This is a genomic window from Glycomyces tarimensis, from assembly GCF_054776215.1.
Map to the genome: position 1 here is coordinate 403112 of NZ_BAAHCB010000001.1, position 20430 is coordinate 423541.

The window sequence follows — 20430 nt, forward strand, 5'->3', positions numbered from 1 at the left end:
TCGTCCCTCACCGGCGGAGCGAGCGCCATCGGTTTTCCCCTAGGTAGCGGCCACGCGCACGCCGAGGGCGACCAGAACGGCGCCGGTGACCCCGTTGATCCACGCCCGGACCACAGGGCGCGTCAGGAATCGGCGCAGCAGCCCCACGAGGTTGGCGAGTACGACGAACCACACGGCGGTCAACGCCGTCCCGACCGCCGCCAGCTCCCCCACGTGGGACCAGTGCGCGCCGCCGCCGATGAACTGCGGCAGCAGCGCCGTGAAGAACACGAGGGCCTTGGGATTGAGCAGATTGCACAGCAGCCCCGAGCGGAACGCCTCCCAGCGGCTCATCCGCTGGTCCAGCTCGATCTTGCCCACCGGCCGCGAGCGGTCCCTGAACGCCGCGGCGATCGACTTGACGCCCAGATAGGCGAGATAAAGCGCGCCGGCGATCTTGACGACGGTGAACGCGAACACCGATGCCGCCAGCAGCGCCGCCAAGCCCGCGGCGGTCGCCACGACCCAGACGCCGACGCCGAGCGCGACGCCCAGCGCCGTCCACACCCCGCTCGCGCGGCCACTGAGCATGGCGTTGCGGGTGACCATCGCGAAGTCCGGCCCTGGCACGATCACGGCCACCAGGATCGCTGTGGCGAACACCATGATCGCGGTCATCGACGGCTCCTCTCAGCACGCGAGCCCCATTCTTCCACCGCGGCCCGGCGCCGTCACACTGGCGTTCCACACCGTGAGAGCCGTATGATCCCTCTCATGCGTTCGGTATCCCCGCCCGCCGCCTAAGGCGGGCCTCAGCCATCTCCGACGCGTCGGGCCGCGGCCCGACGCGCACGGCGGTCATGCCCGCAGACGAGATCATTCGTTCCGAATCTCTCTGCTGGAGAACGCATCGTGTCCCATTCCACCGAAGCCGCCGCGCGTCCGCGCGTGGACCCGAGTGCCGCTCGACGCGGCCTCGTCTTCCTGACCATCACCGCCCTGACGTGGGGCACCACCGGCACCGCGGCCGACCTCGTCTACCGCTCGAGCGAGCTGGGCCCTGTGGCCGTGTCGTTCTGGCGCCACCTCGGCGGGCTCGTCCTCCTGCTCGCCGTCACGGGATTGCCGCGCACCGGCCGCGCACCGCGCCGGGCCGCTCGCCCGCTGCGCGGGCGCCTCGCCCTGTTGATCGGCGTCGGCGTCTCGATGGCGCTCTTCCAGACCGCGTATTTCGCGTCGGTCGAGATCACCGGGGTCGCCGTGGCCACCGTCGTCACACTCGGGTCCTGCCCGATCGTCACCGCGGTCGGCGGGAGGGTCTTCCTCGGCGAGCGCATCGGTCGCGGCGGCATTGCCGCCGTCGCCGGGGCCGGGGCCGGGCTCGTCGTCCTCGTCGGCGGCAACGCCGAGGGCGTCGTCGATCCGTTCGGGGTCGCGCTCGGACTGCTGTCGGCCGTCGGATACGCGGGCGTCACGCTGTTGGGGCGGCTCACCGGCCGAACTGGCGACGGCGAGGACCCTTTCACGCTCACCATGTGGTCCTTCGGGATCGGCGCGGCCGTCCTGCTGCCGCTGGCATGGTTCGAGGGCCTCGTCCCCCACGGCGGGGACGTGTGGCGGGTCGCGGCGCTCATGGCCTACCTCGCGGCGTTCACGACCGCGCTGGCCTACCCGTGCTATTTCGCGGGGGCCGCGCGGGTGCGGGCGGCGACGGCGTCGGTGATGATGCTGATCGAGCCGGTCACGGCCGCGCTGCTCGCGGTGTTCCTGCTCGGTGAGCCGATGACGGCGGCGACCCTGACCGGGACGCTGGTCCTGCTCGCCTCGATCGGCGGCCTCGCGGCGGCCGAGTCGCGCCGACCCGCCCCGATCTAACGGGAGCGCGGTCCGACGAGCAGCACGACCGGGATCAGGAGCACGGCTCCGATCCACAGGACACTGCTCGGGGCGACCGCGTCGACGGCCAGTCCCCCGGCGAAGGAGCCGAGCGCGATCGACAGGTTGAACATCATGGTGTTCAGGCTGGTGGCGACCTCGGTCTCGCCGGGGGCGGCCTTCATGTACCAGGTCTGCACGGCCGGGGAGACCATCCCGTAGCCGATGCCCCACAGCACCAGGACGGCCGCGGCCGAGAGCGCGCCGCCGACGGTGAGGGCCAGCAGCGCCATTGCCAGCGACATCGCGGCGGCGAGCGTGATCAGGGTCGCGCGCAGGTGCCTGCCGATCAGGGCCCCGGAGGCGAAGGTCGCGGCGAGCGCGGCGAAGCCGTAGACCATGAGCAGGCCGCTGACGCGGTTCTCGGCGACGCCGTGCTCGGTCAGGATCGGGCTGATGTAGGTGTAGGCGACGAAGTGGCCCGAGACGATGAGGAACGTCAGCGCCATGCCGCGCCGGACGCGGGCGTTGGCGCGCAGCATGCGCGGCAGGGCCGCGAAGCGGATCCGCGCGTTCGACGGCAGGCTCGGCACCAGGAGCGCGATCGCGGCCATCGAGACGAGGGCGAGGACGCCGAAGGCGGCCAGCGCGGCCCGCCAGCCGAGCCGGTCGCCGAGGAAGGTCCCGGCCGGGACGCCGAGGACGGTGGCGGCGCCGATGCCGCCGTAGATCGCGGCGGTGGCGCGCGGCACGGCCGCGGCGGGCACAAGCCGGACGGCGATGCCGCCGGCGATGGCCCAGAACGCGCCGATGGTGACGCCGACGAGGACCCGGGCGGCGAGCATGAGGGCGAAGCCGCCGGCGATCGCGGCGACGAAGTCGGCGACGGCGACGAGCACGGCCAGGCCGAGCAGCACGAGGCGGCGGTCGAGGCGGCCGGCGAGGACGACGCTGAGCGGCGCGGTGGCGGCGGCCACGAGCCCGGGGACGGTGACCATGAGCCCGGCGGTGCCGGGGCTGACGTCCAGGTCCGCGCCGACCGAGGTGAGCAGGCCGACGGGCAGCAATTCGGAGGAGATGACGACGAAGACGCCGAAGGCGACCGCGGCCACCGACAGCCATTGTCGGCGTGTCGGCCGCGTCGCGGCGGGGGACGGGGCGGAGTGCTCCCGTTCGAGGGTGGTCACGGCACGGCCTTTCAGCGCTCGGTTCTCGGCACGACCCGGCTGGGTCTTCATATGCCGGAACCGGTCCACCACTCGGTCCGTGCGGCGGCGACGCGGATGGGGTCTGCGCAGGGGCCGCAGGTGCCTCGATCGAGGCGTTCGGCCGGGGCAAGGGTCGCTTACCCCTCGGCGGTGCGCAGTGCCGTCACCCGGTCCGGACGCCGAGGCGCCCGGGGCGTGGCCACCGGCCCAAGGTTAGCACCGCGCCGAGGCGCGGGACATGTCGCGAACGTCTCACCGCCGGCGAGGAAGTGGGACGCCGCCGAGTCGGTCCCCGCAGCTTGCACCGCCGTGGCAGACTCGGTCTGCGCTCGGCGCACACCCCCGACGGAAGGAAAGAGCGAGCACATGTCGACAGAAGGCGGTACCAAGGCGATCCTCGCGGCCCTGGGCGCGAACACCGGCATCGCGATCAGCAAGTTCATCGCGGCGGGGATCACCGGCTCCGCGTCGATGCTGGCCGAGGGCGTCCACTCGGTGGCAGACGCGTCCAATCAGGTGCTGCTGCTGGTCGGCGGCAGGCGGGCCCGCAGGGAGGCGAGCCCGGCGCACCCGTTCGGGTACGGGCGCGAGCGCTACATCTACGCGTTCATCGTCTCGATCGTGCTGTTCAGCATCGGCGGGCTCTACGCCCTGTACGAGGGCTACCACAAGCTCTCCGACCCGCACGAACTCACCTCGCCGATGGTCGCGATCGGCGTGCTCGTGGTGGCGATCGTCCTGGAGTGGTTCTCGCTGCGCACGGCCATCAGGGAGTCGAACGCCGTCCGCGGCGAGCAGTCGTGGGTGAGGTTCGTGCGGGGCGCCAAGTCCCCCGAGCTGCCGGTGATCCTGCTGGAGGACATCGGCGCGCTCGTCGGGCTCATCGCGGCCCTGCTCGGCGTCGGCCTCGCCGTCATCACCGGCGAGCCGATCTTCGACGCCCTCGGCACCATGGTCATCGGCGTCCTGCTCGTAGTCATCGCGGTCGTGCTCGCCATCGAGACCAAGAGCCTGCTCATCGGCGAGTCCGCGACGCGGGCGAACATCGGCGCGATCGAGGCGGCGATCCTCGACGGCGGCCACATCACCGACATCATCCACCTCAAGACCCTCCACGTCGGCCCCGACGAGCTGCTCGTGGCCGCCAAGATCGGCATCGAGGACTCAGAGACCGGCGAGGAGATCGCCGCCGAGATCAACGCCGCGGAGGAGCGCGTCCGCGCGGCCGTGCCGATCGCCGCCGCCATCTACCTGGAGCCGGACCTGCGCCGGGCGCCGGTCGCGTAAACAGGGGGAACCGCCATGGCGAAGCTGGTATTGGACCTGCACGACATCTACAACCGAGGCTCCGAGATCGACCGCGCGCTGCGGGAGGTCATCGACGAGGCGATCGCCAAGAAGATCGACACCGTCGAGATCATCCCCGGCAAGGGCTCGGGCCAGCTCAAGAAGAAGGTGCTGCGCTTCCTCGACCAGAAGGAGATCAAGGCGCTGTACCACCGTGTCGACAAGGACTCCAAGAACTTCGGGCGCCTGTTCGTCTACTTCAGACACGGCTCCCGCAAGAAGAAGTGACGCGCCGTTCGGTGCCGCTCCCCGCGGCGGCACCGAACGCGGCCTCGCTCAGACGCGCTCGTCGGCGTCCGCCCCGAGCAACTCGAGCAGCCGCAGCACCGGCACCCGGTAACTGTGGCCGATCCTCAAGACCTCCACCGGGAAGCGCCCCTCCTTCGCCAAGCGGTAAGCCACCGTCCTGCCGATACCCAAGACCTGCGCGGCCGTCTCCACGTTCGTCATCACCCCGAGCGCCTTGACGCGCTCGACGGTCCAGACCTCGTCGATGCCGACACTCGAAGGCTCCACCTTCACATTCGGTGCCATGCTGTTCCTTTCCTTCGGCGAACCGCCGTCAGGGACCAGTCGACCCGAACCGTCACGGGATGTCCATAGCGAGCGCTCGTATTCACCCGCTCGCGTGTCATCCCCGCCCCCGCCCCGGTCGACCCGCCCCGAAAGATAGGCTAGCCTTACCTTCATGTCTGAAGATGCCGGGCTCAGCGGACGCGCCCTAGAACTCGCCTACTACGGCGAGACCGTCGTGCACGGAGCCGACATCGAGCTGCGCGGCGGCCAGGTCACCGCCCTCCTCGGCCCCAACGGCAGCGGCAAGTCCACCCTGCTGCGCGCCCTCGCCCGACTCCACCACCCCCAGGCCGGCGAGGTCGCCTTCCCCGACGGCACCACCGCCGCCCACCTCCACCCCAAGGAATTCGCCCGGCGCGTCTCCCTGCTCGCCCAGTCCAGGCCGATCCCCGGCGGCATCCGCGTCGTCGACGTCGTCGGCTACGGCCGCCACCCCTACCGCGGCCGCTGGCGATCCGGCGACGAGAACGGCCCCGCGGCAGTCAAGCGCGCCATGGACATCTGCGGCGTCGCCCACATGGCCCACCGCGGCGTCGAGGCCCTCTCCGGCGGCGAACGCCAGCGCGTCTGGCTCGCCTCCTGCCTCGCCCAGGACACCGGCGTGCTCCTGCTCGACGAGCCCACCACCTATCTCGACCTGCGCTACCAGGTCGAGATCCTCGACCTCATCCGCGACCTCGCCGACGAGCACGGCACCGCCGTCGGCGTCGTCCTCCACGACCTCGACCAGGCCGCCGCCGTCGCCGACCGCGCCGTCCTGCTCCAGGACGGCCGCGTCAAGGCCTCCGGCACCCCCGCCGAAGTCCTCACCGCCGAGAACCTCACCCCCGCCTACGGCATCGACATCGAAGTCGACACCGATCCCGCAACCGGCCTGCTCACCACCCGACCCATCGGCAAACACAGCCGACGGTTCGCGGGCAGCGCCGCCGAATAACGAAGGAACCCGATGCGACTCTCCCGAACCGTGCGCGCCGCCGTGCCCGCAACACTGGCCGCCGCCCTCCTCACCACCACCGCCTGCGGCACCACCGAGGCCTCCGGCGCCTCCGACGAGGCCTCCGCCGAAACCGGCCCCGTCTCGACCGTCGACTTCAGGGGCGAGACCGTCGAACTCGACGCCCCCGCCGAACGCGTCGTCGTCCTCGAATGGGCCGAAGTCGAGATCACCGCCGACCTCGGCGTCATGCCCGTCGGCGTCGCCGACATCGACGGCTACGACACCTGGGCCGGCGCCGCCGTGCCCCTCGACGACTCCGTCACCGACGTCGGCCTGCGCCACGAGCCCTCCGTCGACGCCATCGCCGGGCTCCAGCCCGACCTGGTCATCGCCGAGATCGACTCCGAGGCGATCATCCCGCAGCTCGAAGAGTTCACGACCGTGCTCGTCACCGAGGGCTCGAACGAGACCGACAACATCGCCCGCATGAAGAGCGACGTCAACATGATCGCCGAGCTGCTCGGCAAGAACGACGAGGCCGAGGCGATCCTCGCCGACTTCGACGCCAAGGTCGCCGACGTCGCCGCCGCCATCGAAGCCGCCGGCACCGGCGACATCCCCTACCTGTTCGCCGACGGCTGGGACGACGGCTCCACCGTCTCCATCCGGCCCTTCGGTACCCCCTCCCTCCCCGGTGCGCTCGCCGAGGCCGTCGGCCTGACCAACGCCTGGACCGGCGAGACCGACGGCGCCTGGGGCCTGGGCAGCACCGACGTCGAAGGCATGGCCGAGTTCACCGACACCGAGCTCAGGTTCGTCTACAACAACTCCCTGGGCGACGACATCTTCACCGAGACCCTCGTGGGCAACCCCATCTGGGACGACCTCAAGTTCGTCGAGGACGGCTCGATGTACCAGCTGCCCGAGGGCGCCTGGACCTTCGGCGGCCCCGCCTCCAGCGAGATCCTCCTCGACTTCTACGCCGAGGTCTACACCAGTTGAGCCGCACCCTGACCCCGCCGGCGCGACCGGGAGCCCCGGCCGCGAGCACCACCCGCCTCCTTCCCACGGCGACGACGTTCACCGTCACCACCGGGGCACTGGTCGCGCTGGCGGTTCTCCACCTCACCCAGGGCACCTCCGGAGTCGACACCGGCGACCTGCTCGACCTCGTCGTCGGCACCGCCGATCCGGGCGTGTGGAACGTCCTGTCCGGAGCCAGGCTGCCGCGCCTGGCCGCCGCGGTCCTCGTCGGCATCGCCCTGGGCGCCTCCGGGAGCCTCCTCCAGTCGGTCGCGCGCAACCCCCTCGCCAGCCCCGACACGCTCGCGGTCAACGCCGGAGCCTACCTCGCCGTCACCGCCTTCGCCGCGTTCGGCATCAGCATGCCGCTCCTGTCCGACATCGGCGTCGCCTTCGCCGGCGCCGTCGCCACCGCCGGCCTCGTCCTCGCGCTCGCCTCCGGCGGCGCGGCATCCACCACCCGGCTCATCCTCGCCGGATCCGCCACCGCGATGGCCGCCAACTCGCTCGTCACCCTCATGCTGCTGCTGTTCGAGCAGGAGACGATGGGCCTGTTCGCCTGGGGCGCCGGCAGCCTCAATCTGACCGACTTCGCGCCGATCCTCCAGGCCGCGCCGCTGGTGCTGCTCGCCATCGCCGCCGCGATCGCGATCGGGTCCCGCCTGGACCTGCTGCGCCTCGGCGACGACACCGCCGCCGGTCTCGGCGTGCACGTGCGCCGCACGCGCCTCACCGCGATCGTCTGCTCCCTGCTCCTGGCCGCCTGCGCCGTCGCCGTCGCCGGCCCGATCGGCTTCGTCGGCCTCGCCGCGCCCGTCGCCGCCCGGCTCATCGCCCAGCGCGTGCCTGACCTGCTCCCCCACCGCGTCCTGGTGCCGTTCAGCGCCCTGTGCGGCGCCATCGTCATCGTCGGCGCCGACCTCGGCGTGCGGGCGCTCCTCGGTGCCGAACGCAGCCTCGTCATCCCCGTCGGCGTCACCACCACCGTCCTCGGCGCGACCGTCATGATCTGGCTGGCCCGCCGGGCCGTCAGCGGCGGCGACGACCGGCCCGCCGTCCTCCACGGGGCCGCGAACCGCGGCCGGCTCGCCTTCGGTCTCATCGTCGCCGGCCTCGCCACCGCCGTCGCGGCGGCGATCTTCACCGGGATGCTCGCCGGGGACACCATGCTCCTCGGCGGCGACATCTGGAACTGGATCACCGGCACGACCGGCTCGACGTACACCTGGATCATCGAGCAGCGTTATCCGCGCGTGCTCGCCGCCGTCCTCGGCGGTGCCGCGCTCGCCGCGGCCGGCGCCGTCACGCAAGGCGTGTGCCGCAACCCGCTGGCCGAGCCCGGCATCCTCGGCGTCACCGCCGGGGCCGGCGTCGGCGCCGTCGCGCTCATCACGCTCGTGCCCGCGGCCGGCCCCTGGGCGGTCACCGGCATCGCGGCCGTCGGCGGCCTCGTCGCCTTCGGGATCGTCTACGCGCTCGCCTGGCGCGGCGGGCTCGACACCGGCAGGCTCGTGCTCATCGGCATCGCCACGTGGTCGCTCGGCATGGCCGTGATCACGCTCATCATCCTGTCCTCCGACCCGTGGAACACCCCGAAGGCGCTCACGTGGCTGTCGGGCACCACCTACGGTCGCACCGCGGACCGGCTGTGGCCGCTCGTCGCGGCGCTCGCGCTGTTCCTGCCGCTCATCGCGGCGCACCGCCGGGAGATCGACCTGCTGGCCCTCGACGACGACACCCCGCGGGTGCTCGGCGTCAGGCTCGAACGCACCCGTCTGCTGCTGCTCGCCGCGGCGGCGGTGCTGACGGCGGCGGCCGTCGCCGTCGTCGGCGTCATCGGCTTCGTCGGCCTGGTCGCGCCGCACCTGGCGCGCGGCCTGGTCGGATCGCGGCACACCAGAGCGGTGCCGGTCGCGATCCTGCTCGGGACGCTGCTGGTGAGCATCGCCGACACGGTGGGGCGCACGGTGATCGCACCGGCGCAGATCCCAGCCGGGCTCATGTGCGCGCTCATCGGGACGCCGTACTTCATCTGGCTGCTGTGGCGCGGAAGGGCACGCCCGGTCGCCTGACCACCACGCGCCGCAAGGAGACGGAAGCGGCGAATGTGCACTCGCGTTTTATCATGGACCCGGACTTGCCCCTCCTTGTCATTTGGAGCCGATCGATGGCCTATTCCCAACCGCCCCATTACAGCTTCGGCGATTCCGGAGATCACCAGAGCCAGCAGCCGCCCCAGCAGTCGAGCGTGCCCCCGTACTCGCCGCAGCAGGCTCCGCCGTCCCAGCAGTTCCCGACGCAGCCTCCGCCGCCGCCGACGCAACCGATGGGGGTGCCACCGCTGCCCGGCCCTCCGCCGCGCAAGTCAGCCGCCATGCCGGCCCTGATCATCGCGGTCACGGTGTTCTTCGTGGGCTCGGGGTTGTTCCTGTTGCTGTGGCTCCAGGCGAAGGGCGACGCCGAGGACGCACAGGCGCTCGCCGACGACCGGGCCGACGCCGCCGACGAGGTGGAGGCCGATCTGGCCGCCGCCGAGGAGCGGATCACCGAACTCGAAGGCCAGGTGGAGACGCTGGAAGCGGAAGCGGGCGATGTCGAGGCCATGCAGGCGTGCGTCGACGCCATGGAGGCGTTCTACGACACCGAGCCGGAATCCGCGGAGGAGGAAGAGGCGATCGCGGTGCTCAACGACGCCTGCTCCGAGTGGATTTACTGAGCCGACACGAAAGAAGCCCCGGCCTTTTGGCCGGGGCTTCTTTCGATTGGCAGCGGGAGGCGGATGTGAACCGCCGACCTCCAGCGCCGACGAACGCTATCGCTGGCGGCGGCGGTTCGACCGCGACCTGCACTTGACGCGATGGAAGATCCGCCTGGCTCGTCACCCGAACCTGATCGTTCCAGCAGCGGAGCGACATCAACTCGGCGACTCGTTCCACAAGGAATAGTTTCCGAGTCGGATGCGCACCACACCCGGCAAGCCTAAGCACAAGTCCAAGAACTCGTTTCAGGCGTCGGGCAGTGGCGTAAATGGGTCGCGGCGAGGGTGGTTGCGGTATCGACTGATGCGGGAATGGTGTACCCATAGGGCATGGTTCTTCCTGCTGAAGTGGTCGCGCCCGTGATGGTCGAAGTCGGCCAGGGGCATCGCCTGGCGGTGCGCCGCCGCGGGCACGGCGGTGTGCCGCTGCTGCTCGTCCACGGATTCCCGTGCACCAGCAGGATCTGGTCGCACAATCTGATTCCCTTGGCCGAAGCGGGATTCGACGTGGTCGCAGCGGACCTCCGCGGCTACGGCGACTCCGATTTCGCGCCCGACGAGTGCTACGACTTCAACGCGTTCAACACCGACCTGACCGGGCTGTTCGACGCACTCGGATGGGAGCGGGCCGTAGTGGCCGGGCACGACCTGGGCGCGATGATCGCCATCGACATGGCGACCCGCCACCCCGGCCTGGTCGACCGCCTGGTCATCCTCGACGACTCCATGCCCGAGCTCGACGACGCGTTCACCGCCGCCGGCATCCCGGTCGGACGGCCCAAGCCCGCCGTGTACGACTACCAACGCCGCCAAGGGCTCCACGCCGATGCCCTGGTCGCCGAACTGGACACGCCCGAGCGGCGCCGACGGTACATCGCCGAGTTCTTCGGCCACCGCATGTGGTGCCCGCCCGACGCGTTCGGCGAGGACGACCTGGCATACCTGACCGAGCCCTACGGGAACGCCGACCGGTTGCGCGCGGCCTTCGCCGACTACGAGGTCGTCATGGGCACCAGGAAGCTCTCCGCTCCGGAGATGACCGACCGCCCGGTCCCCCACCGAACCCTGATCCTCGTCGGCGCCGAGCAGGTGACCCTCGGCGACCACCTCGAAGAGAAGTGCGCCATCGCCTTCCCGGCAGCGGTCGGGCCGTTCTGGATCAAGGGCGCCGGACACTTCATGCCCTGGGAACGGCCCGAAATCGTCAACCGCGCCGTGATCTCCTTCTGCGGCGACCTCCTGGCCGCCTGAGCCGACCCCGCGCCACGACGCCGCTCACGCCTCGGTGAGCCGCCGGCAGATGATGCGGTAGCGAGTTCGACGATCCCTCGGTGCTGCTGATGCGAAGACCCACGACCTTCCCCGGCCGAGTTCGAGGAAGCCGTCGTCATCAATCGGCGGAGCCACGTCGACGGGAGGAATGTGGCGCGGTACGAACACGGTCGATCATGAGCTCGCGAGTATGCCCTTCACGCGGGGTGCCGGGGATTCATGGTTCGTCCGAGCAACGAACGAGCAACAGGTATGGAAAAACCCGGCCCCCTCTTTCGAGGAAACCGGGTTTCTACCTGGTGTTTCGTAGTAGCGGGAGGCGGATTTGAACCACCGACCTCCAGGTTATGAGCCTGGCGAGCTACCGAGCTGCTCTATCCCGCGTCGATGAATTAAGCGTACATCATGCCGGAATGGGGCTGCAAGGGAGGGTTCGGTGAGTGGGGTCACTACGCATGTGTGCGCGCCCGTGCGCAAACCGTGCGCACGCGTGGACCAGACGCCGCACGCGAGTGCGAAACGCCGCTCCGAGGCCTCAGAACCCGAGCCGTTCGAGCATCTTCGGGTCCCGCTGCCAGTCCTTGGCGACCCGCACGTGCAGGTCGAGGTAGACGCGGCTGTCGATGAGCTGGGCGATGCCCTTGCGGGCCTTGGTGCCGACGCGCTTGAGGCGATCGCCGCCCTTGCCGATGATGATGCCCTTCTGGCTGGCGCGCTCGACGTAGATCTCGGCCCAGATCTTCTTGCGCGGCCCGCCCTCGGACTCCTCGTCCTCGATGTCCTCGATGACGACGGCGATGGAGTGGGGCAGCTCGTCGCGGACGCCTTCGAGGGCGGCCTCGCGGATGAGCTCGGCGATCATGACCCGCTCGGGCTCCTCGGTGAGCATCCCGTCCGGGTACAGCTGCGGCGAAGTGGGCAGGTGCCCGGAGAGCACCTTGACGAGCTCGTCGAGGTTCTCGCCGGTCTTGGCCGAGACGGGTACGACGTCGGCGAAGTCGGCCAGTTCGGCGACGTTCGTCAGGTGCCGCACGAGCGCGTCCTTGCTCACCAGGTCGATCTTGGTGACCACGGCGACGACCTTGGCCCGCAGGGCCTTGATCTCGCCGGCGATGTACCGGTCGCCGGGGCCGGGCTTCTCGTTGGCCGGCAGGCACAGTCCGATGACGTCGACTTCGGACCAGGTCTGGCGCACCAGGTCGTTGAGCCGCTCGCCGAGGAGGGTGCGCGGCCGGTGGAGACCAGGGGTGTCGACGAGGATGAGCTGGGATTCGGGCCGGTGCAGGATGGCGCGCACGACGTGGCGCGTGGTCTGCGGGCGGTTCGAGGTGATCGCGATCTTCTGTCCCATGATCGCGTTCGTGAGCGTCGACTTGCCCGCGTTGGGACGGCCGATGAAGCAGGCGAATCCGGCGTGGAAGTTGTCGTCAGACAAGGCGGGTCACCTCTTTGCGGATGACCGAGTAGACGACCACGCCCTCGGCGAGGTCGCGGGCGGCCCGGAGGCCCTCCTCGTCGGACTCGGCGCCGAAGACCACCGCCGCTTCGAGGGTGTCGGCCCCGGCGGCGAACGCCTGGGCCACGGCCGCTTGGAGCGCGCTCAGGCGCAGCGACGGGAGCTCGACGGCCGCCGAGGCGTAGGTGCGGCCGATGCCGTCTCGGACAGCGGCGCCGGAGGGCTGCTGGACTCGTCCTGCCGCCCCCCGGGCGAGCGTGACGAGCTTCGCGTCCTCGGCGTCGAGTGCTTCGACGGTCAGGTCAGACATTGATCTTGTGCCTCTCATCGTTCGTGGATGCCGCTCCGGGCTCGGCGGTGTCGTCGGCCTCGGGCAGGCGGGAGACGCGCACCGTCTCGATGCGGTTGCGGCGGCCAACGGTACCCTCCGCGGTGAGTTCCAGCCCGGCCAGGACGGCCCGGTCACCGGCGAGCGGCACCTTCCCCAGCTCGTGGGCGAGCAGTCCGGCGACGGTGTCGACGTCGACCTCGATCGCGTCGATGTCGAACAGCTCGGCGAGGTCGTCCACGGACAGCCGGGCGGTGACGCGCGCGGAGCGGTCGTCGAGCCAGGCGACGGGCGGCAGTTCGTTGTCGTACTCGTCGGTGATCTCGCCGACGATCTCCTCGAGGATGTCCTCGATGGTGACCAGGCCGGCGGTGCCGCCGTACTCGTCGACGACCATGGCGATGTGGATGCGTGCGGTCTGCATCTCCCGCAGCAGGTCGTCGACCGGCTTGGAGTCGGGCACGAACGAGACCGAGCGCATCACCTCGGCCACGGGCGGGTTGACGCCTTCGAGGCGGGCGAGGTCCTTGAGGTAGGCGACGCCGCGGACGTCGTCGAGGTCCTCGCCGACGACGGGGATGCGCGAGAAGCCCGAGCGCAGGGCGACCTGCTTGGCCTCCTCTGCCGAGACGTCGGCCGGCACCCACACCATCGCGGTGCGCGGCACCATGACCTCGCGGGCGACGGTGTCGCCGAGCGCGAAGACCGACTCGATCATGTCGCGCTCGTCGTGGTCGACCGTGCCGGAGGCTTCGGCGGCGTCGACCATCTCGCGGATCTCGACCTGCGAGGTGGCGAACGGGCCCTCGCGGAAGCCCTTCCCCGGCGTGACCGCGTTGGCCACCAGGATGAGCAGCCGGGCGAGCGGCCCGAGCGCGGTGCCGAGGAGGTAGACCGGGCCGGCGCAGGCCAGCGCGATCGGGTAGGCGTGCTGGCGGCCGAGGGTGCGCGGCCCGACTCCCATGGCGACGAACGAGACGATCGTCATGATCGCGGCGGCGACGCCGACGGCGAACCACGAGGAGTCCCAGTTGTTGAACGCGAACACCGCCACGAGCGCTATCGCGGTGGCCTCCGAGGCGACGCGCAGCAGGATGAGCAGGTTCAGGTGTCTGGGGAGGTCCTCGGTGATGCGCACGAGGGCCGCGGCGCCACGCCGGTGCTGCTCGGCGAGTTCGGCCGAGCGGGCCGGCGAGACGGTGGTGAGCGCCGCGTCGAGCATGGCGGCGAGGCCGGCGACGAAGACGAGTGCGATCGCTGTGGCCAGCAGCGTGTAGGCGAAGCCCATCGGGTCCTAACTCTCCGCGCTCTGCGCCGCTCGTCGTTTGACGCGCCAGGCTTCGAGCAACCGGTTCTGCAGGCCGAACATCTCCTTGGCCTGCTCGGGTTCGGCGTGGTCGTAGCCGAGGATGTGGAGCACCCCGTGGACGGTGAGCATGTGCAGCTCGTCCCGGGTGGAGTGCCCGGCCTCCTCGGCCTGGGACTCGGCGACGTCGGGCGAGAGCACGAGGTCGCCGAGGATCGGGGTGGTCGGCTCGGTGGAGTCGGGCCGGCTGGGCATGGCGTCGTCCATCGGGAAGGAGAGGACGTCGGTGGGCCCGGTGCCGCCCATCCAGCGCCGATTGAGCTCGGTCATGTGCTCGAGGTCGACGATGAGGACCGAGAGCTCGGCGAGCGGGTTGACGCCCATCTCGGTGAGCGCGAAGGCGGCGACGGCGGTGATGCCCGCCTCGTCGACCTCGCTGCCGGACTCATTGATGATCTCGATGCCCACTGTTTCCCCGATGCCTGTTGTCCCTGGGGTCGCCCTTCTTGGCGTCCCACTTCTCGTAGGCGGTCACGATATCGCTGACCAGCTGGTGCCTGACGACGTCCTTGGCCGAGAGCTGGGCGAAGTACACGTCTTCGACGCCTTCGAGGATCTCGCGCACGACCCGCAGGCCCGAAGTGGTCGAGCCGGGCAGGTCGACCTGGGTGACGTCGCCGGTGACGACGATCTGGGAGCCGAAGCCGAGCCGCGTGAGGAACATCTTCATCTGCTCGGGCGTGGTGTTCTGCGCCTCATCGAGAATGATAAATGCATCATTAAGTGTACGACCCCTCATGTACGCCAGGGGCGCGACCTCGATGGTGCCGGACTCCATGAGCTTGGGGATGGAGCCGGGGTCGAGCATGTCGTGCAGCGCGTCGTAGAGCGGGCGCAGGTACGGGTCGATCTTCTCGCCGAGGGTGCCGGGCAGGAAGCCGAGCTTCTCGCCGGCCTCGACGGCGGGCCTGGTCAGGATGATCCGGTTGACCTCCTTGGCCTGGAGGGCCTGGACGGCCTTGGCCATGGCCAGGTAGGTCTTGCCGGTGCCGGCCGGGCCGATCCCGAAGACGATGGTGTGCTCGTCGATGGCCTCGACGTAGCGCTTCTGGCCGAGCGTCTTGGGCCGGATCGTCTTGCCGCGGCGGGAGACGATGTTGTGCGTCAGCACGTCCACCGGCCGCTCGGACGGGGCGGCCTCGATCATGTTCTCGGTGCGCCTGATGATGTCGGGATCGACGCTCTCGCCGTTCTCGATCAACGCGAGGAGCTCCTTCACGAGTCGTTCGGCGGCGTGTGCCTTGCCGTTGACGCCGGTGATGGTGATGGTGTCGCCGCGGACGTGCAGATCAACGCCCGGATTCAGGCGCTCGATGTAGCGGAGGTTCTCGTCCGCGTTGCCGAGCAGGGCCATGAGCGCCCGCTGGTCGGCGACGGTGATCGTCGAGGTGATCTGGCCGGTTTGCGTGGAGCGGTCGGTCATAGGCTTCGCCCTTCCGGGCTGTTCGCCACCTGCTTCCCATACTTGGCGATGCTGTCGAGCCGAGTCTCGGCTCTGGAGTTGAACGGCGGCCGTGCACCGGCCGCGTGGTGGTCCCTCAATGGTAGATCCAGCTCGGGACAAAGGACAACGAGTAATCCATTACCCGGGGTGATTTCAATCGGAGAGCATCGGCCCGAGCGGTTTGCCGCCGAACACGTGGAGATGCACGTGGAAGACCTCTTGGCCCGAGTTCGGCCCGGAGTTGACGAGCAGGCGCCAGCCGGAGTCGGCGACGCCCTCCTCGTCGGCGACGTCGGCGGCGACGGCGAGGACCTCGGCGGCCAGTTCGGGGTCGGCGCGGACCATGTCGGCGACGGTGGCGTGATGGTCGAGGGGGATGACCAGGACGTGTGTCGGGGCCTTGGGGTTGATGTCGCGGAAGGCGAGGACCCGCTCGGTCCGGCGGACCTGCTTGGCGGGGATGTCGCCCGCGACGATCTTGCAGAACAGGCAGTCGTTGTCGCTCATACCGCCGATCCTAGTGGCCGCCGAAGGCGGACCGGTCATTCGAACCGGACATCGGCCCAGGAGGTGCTGGCGGTGTTCTCTGCGACCTGGTCGGTCAGTTCGGTGTCGAGGATGGTGACCTGGAAGCGCACTGATCGTATCGAACCCGCAGTGGACCGGCAGTCCGCCGAACGGGTGGCTACCAGCGGCCGAGGCGTGCCTGGAGGACCGCGAGCGCGGCGGGTCCGGCGGTGGAGGTGCGCAGGACGGTCCGGCCCAAGCGGATCGGCTCGCCGAACTCGGCGAGCGCGGCGAGCTCGTCGGGGCTGATGGAGCCCTCGGGGCCGATGACGACCGCGATCTCCCCGTTCTCGGCGAGCTCCGCCTTCGAGAGCGGGAGCGTCGCCTCCTCGTGCAGGACGAGGACTTGCGTCGCCGCTCTCAGGCGGGCGAGGAGCTGCTTGGTGGTGTGGAGTTCGGCCACGCGCGCGAGGTGGGCGCGGCGGGCCTGCTTGGTGGCCTCGCGGGCGGTGGCGACCCATTTGCCGCGGGCCTTGTCGCCGCGCGGGCCCTTCCACTGGGTGATCGAGCGGGAGGCGGCCCAGGGGACGATCTCGTCGACGCCGATCTCGGTGAGCATCTGGACGGCCCGCTCGCCGCGGTCGCCTTTGGGCAGGGCCTGGACGACGGTGAGTCTCGGCTCGGGGTCGGGGACGGTGTGCCGCTCGAGGATCTCCAGGGCGAGGCTGCCGCGTTCGGCACCGGCGACGCGGGCGCGGGCCAGGTGGCCGGCGCCGTCGGAGAGCGTCAGCGTCTCACCGGGCCGGATGCGCTGGACGTCGGCGGCGTGGTGTCCTTCGGGGCCGTCGAGGACGAGGCCGGCGCCCTCGGGGAGGGCGTCGACGAGGAAGACCGAATCCACTGCGGGAGTCTATGCGTGACCGTTGAACGCGTCACGCATTCGGGAGAAAAAACCCGACCCTGATTTAACCTCCCTGATCTCCTCGTCGCGGAGCGTGGCGAGCTTCTTGAGCAGTTCTTCCTGCTCGGTGTCGATCTTGGTGGGCGTGCGCACGTCGAGTTCGACGTACAGGTCGCCGCGGGCGCCGCCGCCGCGGAGTCTCGGGACGCCCTGGCCGCGCACCTTCTTCACGGTGCCCGGCTGGGTGCCCGGGACGACCTCGACCTCGACCTGGTCGTCGAGGGTGTGGACGTTGAGCTTGGTGCCGAGGGCCGCCTGCGTCATCGGGACGCGGACGCGGCAGTGCAGGTCGGAGCCTTCGCGGGTGAAGACCTCGTGGGGCTTCTCGTGGACCTCGACGTAGAGGTCGCCGGCGGGGCCGCCGCCGGGGCCGACCTCGCCTTCGCCGGAGAGGCGGATGCGCATGCCGTCTTCGACGCCGGCGGGCACCTTGACGGTGATGCGGCGCCGGGAGCGGACGCGGCCTTCGCCGCCGCACTTGCGGCACGGGTCGGTGATGATGGTGCCGTAGCCGGAGCACGCCGAGCAGGGGCGGGCGGTGCGGACCTGGCCGAGGATCGTGCGCTGCACGACCTGGACCTCGCCGGTGCCGCCGCAGGTGGTGCACGTCTGGGGTTCGGCGGTGCCCTCGGTGCAGCTGCCGTCGCACTCGTCGCACAGGATCGCGGTGTCGACGGTCAGGGTGGACTCGGTGCCGAAGGCGACCTCTTCGAGGTCGAGGTCGAGGCGCAGGAGCGCGTCGTTGCCGGGGCGGGTGCGCGAGCGGGGCCCGCGGCGCCCGAAGCCGCCCATGGAGCCGCCGAAGAAGGCGTCCATGATGTCCTCGAAGCCCATGAACGGCGCGCCCTGCCCGCCGCCGGCCATCCGGTCGTACGGGTCGCCGCCGGCGTCGACGATGGCGCGCTTCTGCGGGTCCATGAGGACCTCGAACGCGGCGTTGATCTCTTGGAGCCGCTCGCCGGCGTCCGGTTCCTCGCTGACGTCGGGGTGGTACTTGCGCGCCAGTTTCCGGTACGCCTTCTTGAGGTCGTCCTCGGAGGCGTTCTTGTCGACACCGAGGATGCCGTAGTAGTCCTTAGCCACGTGCGCTCTCATAGTCCCTTGTCAGCGGTTCTGTTCCAAAATCTCTGATACGTAGCGTGCCACGGCCCGCACGGCCGCGATCGTGCCCGGGTAGTCCATGCGGGTGGGGCCCAGGACGCCCATGTGGCCGACGACGGCTCCTGGACCGTACCCGGCGGTGACCACTGCGGTCTCGCGGAAGTCGTCGATCTCGTTCTCGTCGCCGATGCGCACGGTCAGCAGCGGACCGGAGTCGGCCCGGCCGAGCAGCTGCATGAGGACCACTTCCTCTTCCAGCGCTTCGAGGATGGATCGCAGCGAGCCGGCGAAGTAGGCCGTGTGGCGGGTGAGGTTCGCCGCGCCGGCGACCGCGATGCGCTCGTCGGTGCGGGAGACGACGGTGTCCAGCAGCACGCGCGCCAGGGAGGAGGCCGAGCTCTTGAGTTCGGGCCTGGCCAGTTCGGACAGGTCGGCGATGATCCTCGGGGCGTCGGTGAGCGGTTTGCCTTGCAGCTGTTCGTTGATGAGCCGGCGCAGCTCGAGCACGTCGTCTTCGGCGAGTTCGGTGGGCAGTTCCAGTTGGCGCTGCTCGACCCGCCCGGTGTCGGTGATCATGACGAGCATGACCCGCTGGGGGGCGAGTGCGACGAGCTCGAGGTGGCGGACCGTGGACCGGTTCAGGCTCGGGTACTGGACCACGGCGACCTGGTGGGTCAGCTGCGACAGCAGCCGCACCGTTCGAGTGACGACGTCGTCGAGGTCGATGGCCTCGGCGAGGAAGCGGTGCACGGCGCGCCGCTCGGCGGCCGAGAGCGGCTTGATCTTGCCGAGCCGGTCGACGAACAGGCGGTAGCCCTTGTCGGTGGGGATCCTGCCGGCGGAGGTGTGCGGCTGGTGGATGTACCCGGCCTCCTCGAGGAAGGCCATGTCGTTGCGGATGGTGGCGGCCGAGACGCCGAGCGCGTGGCGCTGGGCCACGGTCTTCGACCCGACCGGCTCCTGCGTGGCGACATAGTCCTCGACGATGGCACGCAGCACTTCGAGTTTGCGATCGTCCATCGCTGCCACGTCCCTTCGTTCTCGCGTCATGCCTGTATCCGACTGGACTCAAGTTTGGCACTCCCGGCTTCAGAGTGCCAGTCTACGTGTGGCCTCAGGCACCCGGGAGGACGAGAGCGCCGTCGTCGCCGATCGTCACCGCCGCGTCGCCGAAGTCGCCGGCGAGGTCGTTGATCGTGCCGATCGCCTCGCCGTTCGGGTCGAGCCGCGGGTAGCCGTTGCCGTCGTCCAGGAGGGTGGGCACGATCGAGCCGCCTTCGAGGACGCCCCCCTCGCTCAGGGTGACCTTGAGGATCGCGGAGACGCCGAGCGGACCGTCGGTGGAGAACAGCATCTGCCCGCCGCCGAAGTTGCCCAGCGAGTAGGCGATGAGTTTGCCGTTGTAGAGCTCCATGCCGCGCAGCACGTGCGGGCCGTGGCCGACGACGAGGTCGGCGCCGGCGTCGACGCAGGTGCGGGCGAACGCCCGGGTGTCGCCGCGGTCCTCGCCGTAGTAGGTCTCGGTGCCTTCGGGGGTGTGGAGCTGGTCCGAGCCCTCGGCGCCGAGGTGGGCGGTGGCGACGACGAGGTCGGCCTGCGACTTGGCCTCGGAGACCAGCGCGGCGACCGCGTCGAGGTCGCGCACGTCGGTGTAGAAGGAGTAGGGCGCGAAGCCGACGATGCCGACGGTGAGCCCGTTCTCGGCCTCGAAGTAGGCGACCTCGTCCTTGATGCCGGTGATCTCCATGCCGGCGTCGCGCACGGCGTTCTGGGTCTCGACCGCGCCGTCGGGGCCGGCGTCCCAGCCGTGGTTGTTGGCCTGGTTGAGCACGTCGATGCCGGCGTCGGCGAACACCTGGGCGTACTCCGGGGGCAGGCGGAAGTAGATGCAGGTGCCGCCGCCGCACTTGTCGAACTCGAGCGTGGACAGCGCGCCTTCGAGGTTGGCGATGACCAGGTCGCCGGTGAGTTCTTCGCGGACCCCGTCGAAGAAGCTCGCGCCCTCGTCGGCCGCCATCTGGTTCGGGTAGGAGCCGGGCATGGTGTCGCCGACGTGGGTGATGTCGATCGAGCGGGGCGGCTCGGGCGAGGGCGATGCGGAGGGCGTCTCCTCCGCCGCGCCTGCGCCACCGCCGTCGTCGACCGGTTCGGGCTCCTCTTCGGAGCAGGCGGCGGTGGCGGCGACGCCGGCGGCGCCGATGAGCAGGCCGCGGCGGGCGAGGGTGTGGCGCTTGTGGAACACGGTGTTCATGTATTTCAGGCTCCGGCTTTTCGGGGGCTTTCGGGCTA

General features: G+C 70.3%; 21 protein-coding genes and 1 tRNA gene. 8 read left to right on the forward strand and 14 right to left on the reverse strand.

What is annotated here, in order from left to right:
• Positions 1 to 39: 39 nt before the first annotated feature.
• Positions 40 to 657, reverse strand: a complete 618-nt coding sequence (locus ACYVK3_RS01930) for a LysE family translocator (RefSeq protein WP_460495549.1) — start codon at positions 655 to 657, stop codon at positions 40 to 42.
• A 234-nt stretch (positions 658 to 891) separates the two neighbouring features.
• Here ACYVK3_RS01930 and ACYVK3_RS01935 point away from each other — a divergent pair, with 234 nt between their 5' ends.
• Positions 892 to 1854 carry a DMT family transporter gene (locus ACYVK3_RS01935; RefSeq protein ID WP_460495550.1) on the forward strand — a complete coding sequence of 321 codons (963 nt, stop codon included), beginning with the start codon at positions 892 to 894 and terminating at the stop codon, positions 1852 to 1854.
• Here ACYVK3_RS01935 and ACYVK3_RS01940 read toward each other — a convergent pair.
• The gene (locus tag ACYVK3_RS01940) at positions 1851 to 3041 is read right to left on the reverse strand and encodes an MFS transporter (RefSeq protein WP_460495551.1); all 1191 of its coding nucleotides are present in this window, start codon (positions 3039 to 3041) and stop codon (positions 1851 to 1853) included. The two genes, ACYVK3_RS01935 and ACYVK3_RS01940, sit on opposite strands and share 4 nt — an antisense overlap.
• A gap of 387 nt (positions 3042 to 3428) precedes the next feature.
• Here ACYVK3_RS01940 and ACYVK3_RS01945 point away from each other — a divergent pair, with 387 nt between their 5' ends.
• Together ACYVK3_RS01945 and ACYVK3_RS01950 are read left to right on the forward strand one after the other, a co-directional pair.
• Positions 3429 to 4349 (forward strand): cation diffusion facilitator family transporter, encoded by a 921-nt coding sequence (locus ACYVK3_RS01945; RefSeq protein WP_460495552.1) that lies wholly within the window; start codon positions 3429 to 3431, stop codon positions 4347 to 4349.
• 15 nt (positions 4350 to 4364) lie between these two features.
• On the forward strand, positions 4365 to 4637 hold the full coding sequence (locus ACYVK3_RS01950; RefSeq protein WP_460495553.1) for a Smr/MutS family protein: 273 nt from the start codon (positions 4365 to 4367) through the stop codon (positions 4635 to 4637).
• A 48-nt stretch (positions 4638 to 4685) separates the two neighbouring features.
• Here ACYVK3_RS01950 and ACYVK3_RS01955 read toward each other — a convergent pair whose 3' ends face one another.
• On the reverse strand, positions 4686 to 4943 hold the full coding sequence (locus ACYVK3_RS01955; protein ID WP_460495554.1) for a helix-turn-helix domain-containing protein: 258 nt from the start codon (positions 4941 to 4943) through the stop codon (positions 4686 to 4688).
• A gap of 154 nt (positions 4944 to 5097) precedes the next feature.
• Here ACYVK3_RS01955 and ACYVK3_RS01960 point away from each other — a divergent pair, with 154 nt between their 5' ends.
• From ACYVK3_RS01960 to ACYVK3_RS01980, 5 genes are all read left to right on the forward strand, one after another.
• Positions 5098 to 5922, forward strand: coding sequence for an ABC transporter ATP-binding protein (locus tag ACYVK3_RS01960; protein ID WP_460495555.1), 825 nt, complete (start codon positions 5098 to 5100; stop codon positions 5920 to 5922).
• 12 nt (positions 5923 to 5934) lie between these two features.
• Positions 5935 to 6927 carry an ABC transporter substrate-binding protein gene (locus ACYVK3_RS01965; RefSeq protein ID WP_460495556.1) on the forward strand — a complete coding sequence of 331 codons (993 nt, stop codon included), beginning with the start codon at positions 5935 to 5937 and terminating at the stop codon, positions 6925 to 6927.
• Positions 6924 to 9020, forward strand: a complete 2097-nt coding sequence (locus tag ACYVK3_RS01970; RefSeq protein WP_460495557.1) for an iron ABC transporter permease — start codon at positions 6924 to 6926, stop codon at positions 9018 to 9020. The genes ACYVK3_RS01965 and ACYVK3_RS01970 overlap by 4 nt, the downstream gene beginning before the upstream one ends.
• Positions 9021 to 9115: 95 nt before the next feature.
• Positions 9116 to 9664 (forward strand): hypothetical protein, encoded by a 549-nt coding sequence (locus tag ACYVK3_RS01975; protein WP_460495558.1) that lies wholly within the window; start codon positions 9116 to 9118, stop codon positions 9662 to 9664.
• 372 nt (positions 9665 to 10036) lie between these two features.
• Complete coding sequence (locus ACYVK3_RS01980; protein WP_460495559.1) at positions 10037 to 10957, forward strand: alpha/beta fold hydrolase; 921 nt, start codon at positions 10037 to 10039, stop codon at positions 10955 to 10957.
• A 331-nt stretch (positions 10958 to 11288) separates the two neighbouring features.
• Here ACYVK3_RS01980 and ACYVK3_RS01985 read toward each other — a convergent pair.
• From ACYVK3_RS01985 to ACYVK3_RS02035, 11 genes are all read right to left on the reverse strand, one after another.
• Positions 11289 to 11362: transfer RNA gene (locus ACYVK3_RS01985), tRNA-Met, on the reverse strand.
• Between the two features lie 151 nt (positions 11363 to 11513).
• Positions 11514 to 12413 carry a GTPase Era gene (gene era / locus ACYVK3_RS01990; protein ID WP_460495560.1) on the reverse strand — a complete coding sequence of 300 codons (900 nt, stop codon included), beginning with the start codon at positions 12411 to 12413 and terminating at the stop codon, positions 11514 to 11516.
• Positions 12406 to 12744, reverse strand: coding sequence for a cytidine deaminase (locus ACYVK3_RS01995; protein WP_460495561.1), 339 nt, complete (start codon positions 12742 to 12744; stop codon positions 12406 to 12408). Before ACYVK3_RS01995 ends, era begins: the two co-directional genes overlap by 8 nt.
• Positions 12737 to 14050, reverse strand: a complete 1314-nt coding sequence (locus ACYVK3_RS02000) for a hemolysin family protein (RefSeq protein WP_460495562.1) — start codon at positions 14048 to 14050, stop codon at positions 12737 to 12739. Before ACYVK3_RS02000 ends, ACYVK3_RS01995 begins: the two co-directional genes overlap by 8 nt.
• Positions 14051 to 14056: 6 nt before the next feature.
• On the reverse strand, positions 14057 to 14536 hold the full coding sequence (gene ybeY, locus ACYVK3_RS02005) for an rRNA maturation RNAse YbeY (protein ID WP_460495563.1): 480 nt from the start codon (positions 14534 to 14536) through the stop codon (positions 14057 to 14059).
• Positions 14514 to 15551 carry a PhoH family protein gene (locus ACYVK3_RS02010; RefSeq protein ID WP_460495564.1) on the reverse strand — a complete coding sequence of 346 codons (1038 nt, stop codon included), beginning with the start codon at positions 15549 to 15551 and terminating at the stop codon, positions 14514 to 14516. Before ACYVK3_RS02010 ends, ybeY begins: the two co-directional genes overlap by 23 nt.
• A gap of 174 nt (positions 15552 to 15725) precedes the next feature.
• On the reverse strand, positions 15726 to 16079 hold the full coding sequence (locus tag ACYVK3_RS02015; RefSeq protein WP_460495565.1) for an HIT family protein: 354 nt from the start codon (positions 16077 to 16079) through the stop codon (positions 15726 to 15728).
• 178 nt (positions 16080 to 16257) lie between these two features.
• The gene (locus ACYVK3_RS02020) at positions 16258 to 16980 is read right to left on the reverse strand and encodes an RsmE family RNA methyltransferase (RefSeq protein ID WP_460495566.1); all 723 of its coding nucleotides are present in this window, start codon (positions 16978 to 16980) and stop codon (positions 16258 to 16260) included.
• Between the two features lie 9 nt (positions 16981 to 16989).
• Positions 16990 to 18123 carry a molecular chaperone DnaJ gene (gene dnaJ, locus ACYVK3_RS02025; RefSeq protein WP_460495567.1) on the reverse strand — a complete coding sequence of 378 codons (1134 nt, stop codon included), beginning with the start codon at positions 18121 to 18123 and terminating at the stop codon, positions 16990 to 16992.
• A 21-nt stretch (positions 18124 to 18144) separates the two neighbouring features.
• Entirely contained in the window at positions 18145 to 19161 is a 1017-nt protein-coding gene (gene hrcA / locus ACYVK3_RS02030; protein WP_460495568.1) for an HrcA family transcriptional regulator, read from the reverse strand.
• A 94-nt stretch (positions 19162 to 19255) separates the two neighbouring features.
• Positions 19256 to 20392: a CapA family protein gene (locus tag ACYVK3_RS02035; RefSeq protein WP_460495569.1), complete on the reverse strand. Its 1137-nt coding sequence runs from the start codon at positions 20390 to 20392 to the stop codon at positions 19256 to 19258.
• Between the last annotated feature and the right edge of the window lie 38 nt (positions 20393 to 20430).